The sequence below is a fragment of the bacterium genome, assembly GCA_040754625.1.
In the GTDB taxonomy this organism is placed as follows: domain Bacteria; phylum JACRDZ01; class JAQUKH01; order JAQUKH01; family JAQUKH01; genus JAQUKH01.
Map to the genome: position 1 here is coordinate 1 of JBFMCF010000088.1, position 9,979 is coordinate 9,979.

The following is a 9,979-nucleotide window of genomic DNA, read 5'->3' on the forward strand; positions in this document are numbered from 1 at the left end:
ATTGCTGACGGAATAAAAGAAATATTTGCAAAGTATTCAGGCATAGTTTTCAATAAAACAGGCCAAACAAATAATTTGATTTATCAAACGGCTTTATTTTGACGCTGAAATTTTGGGGATACTTCTCATTTTTTATTATTGACAATACATTAAAATTTTGTTATATATTGATAAATTTGGAGAGTAACAATGCCTACTTATGATTATGAATGTCAAAAATGCAAGGAAGTTTTTGAGAAATTTCAAAAAATAACCGATAAGCCTCTTGAGACCTGTCCGAAATGCCGCGGCAAATTAAAACGGCTTATCGGAAAAGGCTCAGGGATTATATTCAAGGGGGGAGGTTTTTACAGCACTGACTACCGCAGCCCGGATTATAAAAAGAAATCTAAAGCAGAACACAGTTCCCCTTCATCTTCAAGCTGTCCCAAGTCCTGTGAAGGATGCGGGAAAAAATAACTTTCTTAATTAATTTTATATCAATATTATCTTTTACTCTTACTTTCCCTATTCGAACAGGCAGAATAAATCTGGTTTTTCCATAAATAAATTTTTTATCATGACCCATTGCTGCAATAATATCATCGATATTGCCTTTTTTAATCCTTACAGGCAGCCCCGTTTTTTTCAGTAAACTTTCAAGCCGCATTAAAACGCCGCGGGAACACAACCCAAGTTCAACCGCAATTTCGGCAGCGCAAACCATACCAATAGAAACTGCCTCTCCATGACGATACGAATATTGGTTTGAGCCTTCCAGGGCATGGCCGATAGTATGCCCGAAATTTAAAATCGCGCGTTTGCCGGTTTTATCCAATTCGTCCTCACCAACAATACCCGCCTTTATTTTATAACAGGCCGCGACTATATCTTCAAGTATTTTATGATTAAGTCCAATGATTGATTCAATATTTTTTTCTAATAACTCAAAAAGTTTCTTGTCATAAATTACCCCATATTTTATAACCTCCGCCAAACCCGACCTGAACTCTTCTTCCGGCAGAGTATTTAAAAGTTTAACATCGGCCAATACAAGTTTTGGCTGGTAAAAAGAACCGACAAGATTCTTTATATTCATAAAATTAACGCCTACTTTCCCCCCCACGCCTGAATCAACCTGGGATAAAAGGCTCGTTGGGACCTGGATATAATTTATTCCCCGGCGGTAACTTGCCGCAGCAAACCCGGCTAAATCCCCGATCACTCCTCCCCCAAAAGCAATAATGAACACCCTTTTTCCCAGGCCGTCAAATCTTGTAAGTTTCTCTAATAATAATTTCCAGTTATCCAGACTCTTCTGGTCTTCACCGTCAGGCAAAACAACATTTTCCACGTTAATTCTATTTTTATTTAAAGCTTGTTTTACATCTCTTGCGTAAATACGGTTTAACGGCTTGTTGGTTATTAAAAAAGCGTCCTTTCCTATTGCTTTTTCATTAATATATTCCCCGAGATTTTTTAATATATCATAACCCGCAATAATCTCATAAGACCTTGTCCCTAAATTAACGTTTATTTTTTTCATCCTGCTCCTGAATACAATTATCCTGCAAGTTTTAATAATACTATAGATTCAATCTTTTGTGAATTGAATATTATTTTTCTCTATCCATCCTTTTAATCCGTTGGGCAATATAATCTCCAGCCAGCCCCCTGAATCATTTTCAACAAATACCTCAGTACCTTCATGGAGGATAAATCCTTTTGAATAATTTTCACCGGGGCCGTTTCTTACATCAACCTCATCAGAAGTAATAACAGCTTCCATCTGCCTGCCGGCAATATATGAAGAAATGGAAAATATCAATACAAAACAAAAAATAATAAAAGTCATGTTTTTATAGAATTTTATTTCGTCAGAAATATCTTTTTTAAGGACGCAAATTATTAATAAAGACATGAATATCAAATATAAAATAGTGCATAATATTACCCATTCATTGGCCGTCAGGATTGAGATGGTATTTTCCCAGATTATTTGCGGGAGGTTTTTTTCATATTTGATTTGATCAACAACTCTTTCGCGCATAAATGCCAAATTGGCAGTAATATCCTTATCCCGCGGTGATAATTTATGCGCTTTCTTGTAATTCAAAACAGCCAGCCCGATTTTATTGGTTTTATAATACGCATTGCCAAGATTATAATAAATGCTTTTATCTCTAATGCCCCCCTCAGCCAGGCTTTGATATTTCTCAATAGCTCCATGGAAATCCGCTTTTTCATATAGATTATTTGCGGTCCTGAATACTTCAGGCGGATTATCATTTTCTATAGCTGATATCCCGCAATTTAATGTTAAAATAATTACAAATATTAAAAATAAATATTTCAGTTTTTCTGCCATTTTTGTTTCTCCAGGAATAATACTATCTCCTTCGCTTCATCGTAAATTTTATTTCTCCATCCCGGCTCAGGTTCTACAGGGCTGAATTCGATATAATCACACTTATCTAAAAATTCTATAATTCTTTTTTGCGCGTCCTCGGATATATTCCTCACTTTAAGAATATCTTTCAATGTTTCAGATGTCAGACCCATTTCAGCTATATTTAATTTATCGCCAATAAAACCCAGGATAGATTTTGCAATTAAATGGCAATAGTCCTTTTTATCGCCTGAAACCATTAACCTATTTGCTTCCTTAAATCTTTTTTGAACTAATTTGTTCGCTCTTTTCTCCCTTTTATAAACCGGATTAAACTCAATCTGCTCATAGTGTCTTGAATAAATTTTAGCAAAAATCAACAACAACATTGGTAAACTTATTATTAAAAGCAATAAATGTTTTTTTACCAGTAATCTCTCTTTTTTTGAACTCAAGTATAATTTTATGGGGCGGATATCTTTCGTAATCAGCCTGACTTCTTCTTTAACAGGAGAACCACCTGATAAATTTTCTTTTACAGTTTCTTCCTCCGCGCTCTGTTTGACGGTAATCAGAAAATCCTTTGTTTTTAAAGTCACATATTTCCCTGTTTCAGGGTTAAAACACGGATAATTTATTCCAGGTATAGTCAGCTTTCCCGGTTTTCTTGGTATTATATAATATTCATAAGTCTTGTCACCCTGAACCCTGTAATTCATCTTTTTCACATTATCTGAACTTCCCGATGGATAAACTTTAAAATCGTCCGGCAAACCCAATTCCGGTTCATTGATTACTTTTATATTGCCTTCTCCTTTTATTTTTATCTTGTAATTAATGGGTTTTCCCGCCTGGACCTCATTTTTATCAATTTCACTTTCAATATTATAAACACCCACCGTCCCTTTGAAATAACCGGGTTTTTCTTCAGGGAGCGGCAGCACATCAATAGTAATAGGTTCCGTTTTCAATGTAACCGGCCTTGAATTTAAAAAGAAACCAAACGGGTCGCTGCTTTCGGTATATTTTAAGGTAGCCGGGCCAATAGTTAATTTACCTGAATTTGTAGGGAAAAGCGCTGTTTTTATTTCTGTCACTTGATATTGACTGCCGTCCCTGTTTTCATAGCCTGTAACCTGAGGCGGCAAATCTTCCACCCAAAAACCCGTTTTTTCCGGAGGTATGTATTCAGGATTTTCAAAAAGCCTGATTCTGGTATAAAACTTAAAAGAAAGAGTTACCTGTTCATTTAAATATGCTCTTTTTTTATTTACACTTGTCTCTATAAAAACGTCTCCATCCCCGCTTCTGCTTCCCCTTGTTATAGGTTTTGCCGCCGGCTGGCTTTTGGCCTGCCCTTTCCGGGTCGAAGGCGTAATCTCGACATTTATTGGTTCGGTTTTATAAACCCTGCCCCTGAAAGAAAGTTCAACCGGCCCAATAACAAATTTTCCTTCTTTTTTAGGGGCTAAGACATAGTTAAAACTTGTAGTAACCGACATCTTCCCATTAATGATAGAAACATTCTGGGAACTTTCAGACGAGTAAACATGGAAATCCTGCAGCTTAGGCAGGGTTGGATTAGGTATTGAACTGACATTCCCGCTGATGTTAATTGTTAACACAATCAAATCGTCAAGTGCTGCTTTATTATTATCCACCACGGCGGAAATGGATATTTCTTGCGCAAAAATTTTAACAGGGACTAAAGCCAGCAAAAATAATAATATTTTTACCCGCCTCAGGCGGATGCTACAACTTTTCACTTTTAACTTTTCACTTTTAACTTTTATTTCACCAGTCATATTCGACTTTTTCTTCCTGCTTGTTAAATTCTTCTTTTTCGTTTAAATTCTGCTTGAGTTTCTTTTCATCAAGCTTTATGGCATCTAATATTTGCCTGGCCTGTTCTGTTTTTGCCTTTTCCTCCGGGCTGTTTTTATCTTTTTTACCGGTATTCTTTTTGTTGTTTTTCTTGTCTTTTTCAGATTCAGATTTGTTTTCTTTTTTATTTTCATGGGCCTGTTTTTTAATGTCCCTGGATTCCCCTTCGTTTTTATTTTCCTTTTTATCCTGTTTTTGATCGCTTGTTGTCTGCTTTTTACCTTGTTCTTCCTGCTTGTTCTGCTTATCCTGGTTTTCGTTCTTATTTTTATCCTTTTTTTTGTCTTGCTGCTGTTGTTCTGCCTGGAGTTTTTTCTTTATAAATTCTATATTATATATTGTGTCTTCATCCGTTGAATCAATTTTAAGGGTTTCTTCATAGGATTTAATGGCTTCTTCGAGCCTCCCCTGCCTGTATAATGCGTTCCCGATATTATAATGTGCTTTTTCCAGGACATTTTCATCTTTTGACTGCAGTGCCTTTTTTAACGCATTTTCTGCTTCATCATACCTCCCCAGACGGTATAGCGTATTACCTTTATTATAACCGGCAACCGCTTTATCATTACCATTTGTTTGGATATCCTGGTACAGGTCTAAGGCTTTTAAATACTCTTTTTGGGAATAGAGATTATCGGCTTTCTTTTTTTTCCAAAAAATTGGCATATCCCAGCCTGAGAATAAGAACAATAAAAAAATTAAAATTGTTTTGTTTTTTTTCATTCGTAACTCCCATGCCACTCTTTCTTAATGTCTTTCCGCTCTATTAACAGAAATTCAGTTATCAAAAGAAATATGATAATAACTAACAAAAATTGATAACGGTCTTCATACTGGATTTCCATTTTATCTTCAAACTCCTTCTTTTCCATTGAAGAAATATCCCTGTATATTTTTTCGAGTTCAATACCTGTATTTGAACTCCGGTAATATTTTCCCCCGGTTTTTGCCGCAATGTCATGCAGTGTATTTTCATCCAATTTACTCAAAACCATCTGGCCGTATTTGTCTTTTTTATAACCTATTATTTTGCCTTCGCTGTCCCTCAGCGGTATAGGTTCATTTGACCCCGTCCCGATACCAATAGTATAAATTTTAATCCCCTCTGAAGCGGCTTTTTCCGCTATTTCGAGGGCATTGCCTTCATGCTCCTCGCCATCTGTCAGGAGAATTACCGCTTTATACTTTTTTTGGCCCTCCGGGTAAGAATCCATTGCCTTTAATATTGCCCTGCCAAGATTTGTTCCCGGCTGAGAAACACTTTTCGTGTCAATTATTTCCAAAAACATCTTTGCAGCATCATAATCCAATGTTAAAGGGCACTGGATATACGCCTCTCCGGAAAAAACAACCAATCCTATTTGATCTCCCTGTAAAATATCCATCAAATTGCTGATTTCCATTTTGGCGCGCTCCAGCCTGTTTGGTTTCATATCTTCAGCAAGCATGCTCAAGGATGTATCAACCGCAATGACCAAATCAATGCCGGTCCTTTTTAACTCGATTATCTTTTTGCCGAATTGCGGCCGTGAAAGAACAACAATGAACATGAGAAAAGCCACGCTTAAAATTACTGCTTTTACATAAGCCTGCCTTTTATTCAAATAAGGAGTTAATTTAGTAAAAAGAGTTAAATCAGCAAATTCCTCATATAAAAAACGTTTTCTTTTAAATACATAATAATAGAATATAAACAGGCCTATTAAAAAAACCGGTAAAAAAAACAATAATAAAGGATATTGAAATCTCATGTTAAGGTATTTTTATAAAAACAGTCTGCCCTATTATTAATTCACATGTTAAAATAACAAACGCGGATATGAGAAAATAACGAAACAGCTCATTATATCTTTTGTATTCTTTTCTTTTAATAACTGTTTTTTCCATGGAATCAATTTGATTGTATATTTCATGTAATTTATTTTCACTGTCTGCACGGAAATACAATCCTCCGGTCATATCAGCTATTTGTTTTAAAATATTTTCATCAAGATCGTTCGGGACAGTAACATATTTTTTCCCGAAAAAAGGATCATCGACAGGGAAAAGCCCGCCTTCCGGCTTGCCGGCACCTATAGTATATATTTTTACACCCATCGTATCAGCCAGATTGGCGGAGGTAACGGGGTCAATCTCGCCCGTGTTGTTCCTCCCGTCCGTTAAAAGGATAATTATTTTACTTTTCGCGTTTGAATCCCGCAGGCGGTTTACAGAATTAGCAATTGCCATCCCTATCGCCGTTCCGTCTTTTATCATTCCTAAATTTAGTTTATCAACAAGCTTTAATAACAGATTATAATCCAAAGTCAGCGGGCATTGAGTAAAACTCTGGCTGGAAAATGCCACAAGTCCTATCCGGTCGTTTTTTCTTCCTTTAATAAATTCTTTTATAACCTCTTTGGCAACGTTCAGCCTGTTTTTTGGTTTAAAATCCTCAGAACCCATGCTGCCCGATATATCAACTGTCAGGATTATATCTATGCCTTCCGCGTTTATTTCTTCCGTACTTGAACCCATTTGCGGCCTTGCCAGGGCAATAATACAAAGGACAATAACAGGTATACGGCTTAAATCCAGCAATTTTCTATAAAATATTTTTTTTTGTGATCCTAATTCCTTAAATATTCCTAAAGTGGAATACCTTATAGCAGCCTGCCTTTTTGTCCGGTATTTCAGGTAATAATATAATAAAGGTATAAAAATAAGCAATATTAAAAAATACGGATTTGCGAATCTAAACATCAGTTTTTATCTCCGCCGGATTTTTCACAGGGTCATTCTTTGCAAAATTTATTATTCCTTCTGCTGTATTTAACATTCTATCTGAATCTTCCGCGGGAGGGACATATTTTGCAAATTTCACTAAATCACAATCATAAAGAAAATCCCGGACAATTTCTGCTTTATTGTCAATCAAATTTTTGTTTTTTAGTTCCCATATCAATTCATAACTGGTCTGGTCAAGTGCGGATATCTTATATCTTTGTTCGAAGAATACCCGTATTATGTCGGATATTATCGTGTAAAACTCTTTAATTTTACCCTGTTCAATAAGTTTTGACTCTTTTAACTTTCTAATTTTATCCATGGCGGCAACATCAGGCGGTAAAATTACTTCTTCTCTTTTACCGGCGTCTGATTTCTTCCTGATAAGCAAAATAACGGCAAACACAAACGCGGTTAACAACAAAACCATTAATAAATACATATATTTCAAATCATATTCAATAATAGGCTTTATGTCCCTTATATCCCCCTCATTAAAACCGTTATTGATATTATTAATTGTATTTATTAAAATAAGATTTATGAAGTATTTCATTTTCCAATTTCAGCGAAACCTTTTAGCCCTGCGTTTAAAAAATGATATTAAAGAATTTGTGTAAGAAACATCAGTTGCAATTTCTATAAAATCAATTTTCATCATTTTAAATAAACTGTTTCTTTTTGCCTGCGTTCTTAAAGATAATTCCGCGTATTCTTTAATATAATTTTCATCACTGCAGTCAATCAGCATCCTTTCTCCCGTTTCCGCGTCTTCCAAATCGATAAAACCAAAAGCCGGCAGGATAATTTCTCTCGGGTCACTAATGATTATTGCAATTACATCATGTTTTTTGTTTGTTACCCTCAGGAGTTTTTCGTATCCCTTTGTTAAAAAATCCGATACTAAGAATGTTACCGTTTTTCTTTTAATAACCTTATTTAAATATTCAAGAGCGGAATTAATATTAGTGGATTTTCCCTGCGGCCTGTAATATAAAATTTCTCTGATTACCCTTAAGACGTGCTGGCGGCCTTTTCTCGGCGGTATAAATATTTCTACCTTGTCAGTAAAAATTATAAGCCCGACCTTGTCATTGTTTTTAATTGCGGAAAATGCGAGAATGGCACATATTTCAGAGGCTAATTCCCCCTTCATTCTGTCCCTGGTACCAAAACTCTCCGATGCACTACCGTCCACCAAAAACATTACAGTCAATTCTCTTTCTTCAACAAATTGTTTAACAAACAGGTGGTTCAAGCGGGCGGTAACATTCCAATCGATTGTACGAATATCATCACCGGGCTGGTATTCCCTCACATCAGAAAATTCCATGCCCCGGCCTTTGAAAACACTGTGGTACTCGCCTGAAAACACATCATTAACCAGTTTTCCGGTACTGATTTCAATTTTTCTTATTTTTTTTATTATTTCTGCCGGGATCATCTGAATTACGGGACTTCAATGTTATCAAGAATCTGTTGAATAATATTTTCCGCTTTAATTTCCTCTGCCTCGGCCTCGTAAGTAAGAATGATTCTATGCCTCAGGACATCATAGGAAATCATTTTAACATCCTCAGGGGTAACATATCCCCTGCCTCGCAAAAATGCGTGCGCACGGCTTGCGATGTTAAGAAAAATAGTCGCTCTGGGAGAAGCTCCGAACGCTATAAGATTTTTTAATTTCAAGCCATACTTTTCAGGATCCCTAGTTGCCATTGTTACATTAACAATATAATCTTTCACCTTTTCATCCATATAAATTTCATATATCAAAGAACGCGCATGTAAAATTTCCTTCGGTTCAATGACCTTTTTTATATCAATACTGCTTCCTGAAGTCATCCGTTCCATTATCATTTTTTCCTCGCTTTTATCCGGGTAATTCACTTTCAGTTTCAGCATAAAACGGTCAATCTGTGCTTCAGGCAGCGGGTACGTGCCTTCCTGCTCTATCGGGTTCTGGGTAGCCAGCACAAGAAAGGGTTCATCCAGTTTAAAGGTGTCCTGTCCGATGGTGACATGGCGCTCCTGCATGGCTTCCAAAAGCGCACTCTGGACCTTCGCGGGTGCGCGGTTAATTTCGTCCGCCAGGATAATATTTGCAAAAACCGGGCCCTTTTTTACTGTAAAACAGCCGTCTTTAGGGTTATATACCAATGTACCGACTAAATCCGCCGGCAAAAGGTCAGGCGTAAACTGGATTCTCTGAAATTTTGTCTGGACGGCATCCGATAATGTCTTTACTGCAAGGGTCTTGGCTAAACCCGGCACCCCTTCAATTAAAATATGCCCGTTCCCAAGCAACCCGATTATAAGCCTTTCCACTAAATATTTCTGCCCGACTATTACTTTGCCTATTTCAGAAATTAATGACTGGATAAAAATACTTTCTTCTTTAATCTTTTCATTTATCAATCTGATATCGTTATTCATATTTTGCTCCGTTATTTCTTTTTAGCAGCGGCTGCGTCCTTTTTTTCTTTATTTACATATAAATTTTCAAGATTATCAATAATATTTCTTCTGACCCTATAAAACATTTTTTCCCTGTTTTTCATTGTATAAACAAGATTATTTTCTATTTTACCGAAACTTAGACTAACCGTTTCACCCTGGTCAATATCAACCGTTATTGAGTAAAAAGGGTCAGCCAATCCATAATCCTTCAGGGATGATGGGCCTTTTCCAACAAATTCTTCAACTGAAATATTACCTAATTCATTTATTATATTCTGGACATCCTGATTTAAACTTTTTTCTTCAGCACCCGCAATTAACCATTTATTTTCTTTATTTTTCTCAATGTCTAATTTCTCTCTATTTTTAATATTTATACTTGAGTTTGGCAAATTTAAAAAAAAGTATATAAAAAAATAGCTTTCAGCCGAATCTTTTATAGTGTGTTATAAAGGAGACCGGCATGAAAGCTATTAGGAACAAAGTTCCCAAAAAAGTATC

The 9,979-nt window shown here is 36.0% G+C and carries 11 protein-coding genes; 1 reads left to right on the forward strand and 10 read right to left on the reverse strand.

The features are described 5' to 3' along the window. Window positions 1–189 precede the first annotated feature (189 nt). A complete protein-coding gene (locus AB1498_07825; protein MEW6088197.1) occupies window positions 190–459 on the forward strand; it encodes an FmdB family zinc ribbon protein in 270 nt (89 codons plus the stop codon). Here the strand turns inward: AB1498_07825 and aroB are convergent. Genes aroB through AB1498_07875 form a run of 10 tightly spaced genes read right to left on the reverse strand, consistent with a single transcriptional unit; the run spans window position 389 to window position 9,870 of the window. Continuing rightward, window positions 389–1,525: a 3-dehydroquinate synthase gene (gene aroB, locus AB1498_07830; protein ID MEW6088198.1), complete on the reverse strand. Its 1,137-nt coding sequence runs from the start codon at window positions 1,523–1,525 to the stop codon at window positions 389–391. The genes AB1498_07825 and aroB overlap by 71 nt on opposite strands. 48 nt (window positions 1,526–1,573) lie before the next feature. After that, window positions 1,574–2,347: an SH3 domain-containing protein gene (locus AB1498_07835; protein ID MEW6088199.1), complete on the reverse strand. Its 774-nt coding sequence runs from the start codon at window positions 2,345–2,347 to the stop codon at window positions 1,574–1,576. Continuing rightward, window positions 2,332–4,173: a BatD family protein gene (locus AB1498_07840; protein MEW6088200.1), complete on the reverse strand. Its 1,842-nt coding sequence runs from the start codon at window positions 4,171–4,173 to the stop codon at window positions 2,332–2,334. The genes AB1498_07835 and AB1498_07840 overlap by 16 nt, the downstream gene beginning before the upstream one ends. Further along, window positions 4,163–4,975 carry a tetratricopeptide repeat protein gene (locus AB1498_07845; protein MEW6088201.1) on the reverse strand — a complete coding sequence of 271 codons (813 nt, stop codon included), beginning with the start codon at window positions 4,973–4,975 and terminating at the stop codon, window positions 4,163–4,165. The genes AB1498_07840 and AB1498_07845 overlap by 11 nt, the downstream gene beginning before the upstream one ends. Then, window positions 4,972–6,003, reverse strand: coding sequence for a VWA domain-containing protein (locus tag AB1498_07850; protein ID MEW6088202.1), 1,032 nt, complete (start codon window positions 6,001–6,003; stop codon window positions 4,972–4,974). Before AB1498_07850 ends, AB1498_07845 begins: the two co-directional genes overlap by 4 nt. A gap of 1 nt (window position 6,004) precedes the next feature. After that, window positions 6,005–6,994, reverse strand: coding sequence for a VWA domain-containing protein (locus tag AB1498_07855; protein ID MEW6088203.1), 990 nt, complete (start codon window positions 6,992–6,994; stop codon window positions 6,005–6,007). After that, window positions 6,987–7,574 carry a hypothetical protein gene (locus tag AB1498_07860; protein MEW6088204.1) on the reverse strand — a complete coding sequence of 196 codons (588 nt, stop codon included), beginning with the start codon at window positions 7,572–7,574 and terminating at the stop codon, window positions 6,987–6,989. The genes AB1498_07855 and AB1498_07860 overlap by 8 nt, the downstream gene beginning before the upstream one ends. A 9-nt stretch (window positions 7,575–7,583) precedes the next feature. Further along, complete coding sequence (locus AB1498_07865) at window positions 7,584–8,462, reverse strand: DUF58 domain-containing protein (GenBank protein MEW6088205.1); 879 nt, start codon at window positions 8,460–8,462, stop codon at window positions 7,584–7,586. A gap of 5 nt (window positions 8,463–8,467) precedes the next feature. Further along, on the reverse strand, window positions 8,468–9,454 hold the full coding sequence (locus tag AB1498_07870; GenBank protein ID MEW6088206.1) for a MoxR family ATPase: 987 nt from the start codon (window positions 9,452–9,454) through the stop codon (window positions 8,468–8,470). Window positions 9,455–9,465: 11 nt separating this feature from the next. After that, window positions 9,466–9,870, reverse strand: a complete 405-nt coding sequence (locus tag AB1498_07875; GenBank protein MEW6088207.1) for a DUF4340 domain-containing protein — start codon at window positions 9,868–9,870, stop codon at window positions 9,466–9,468. Window positions 9,871–9,979 lie beyond the last annotated feature (109 nt).

Coding starts and splice junctions, on each gene's coding strand:
- AB1498_07825 (MEW6088197.1), top strand. CDS start 190: ATGCCTACTTATGATTATGAATGTCAAAAATGCAAGGAAGTTTTTGAG.
- aroB (MEW6088198.1), bottom strand. CDS start 1,525: ATGAAAAAAATAAACGTTAATTTAGGGACAAGGTCTTATGAGATTATT.
- AB1498_07835 (MEW6088199.1), bottom strand. CDS start 2,347: ATGGCAGAAAAACTGAAATATTTATTTTTAATATTTGTAATTATTTTA.
- AB1498_07840 (MEW6088200.1), bottom strand. CDS start 4,173: ATGACTGGTGAAATAAAAGTTAAAAGTGAAAAGTTAAAAGTGAAAAGT.
- AB1498_07845 (MEW6088201.1), bottom strand. CDS start 4,975: ATGAAAAAAAACAAAACAATTTTAATTTTTTTATTGTTCTTATTCTCA.
- AB1498_07850 (MEW6088202.1), bottom strand. CDS start 6,003: ATGAGATTTCAATATCCTTTATTATTGTTTTTTTTACCGGTTTTTTTA.
- AB1498_07855 (MEW6088203.1), bottom strand. CDS start 6,994: ATGTTTAGATTCGCAAATCCGTATTTTTTAATATTGCTTATTTTTATA.
- AB1498_07860 (MEW6088204.1), bottom strand. CDS start 7,574: ATGAAATACTTCATAAATCTTATTTTAATAAATACAATTAATAATATC.
- AB1498_07865 (MEW6088205.1), bottom strand. CDS start 8,462: ATGATCCCGGCAGAAATAATAAAAAAAATAAGAAAAATTGAAATCAGT.
- AB1498_07870 (MEW6088206.1), bottom strand. CDS start 9,454: ATGAATAACGATATCAGATTGATAAATGAAAAGATTAAAGAAGAAAGT.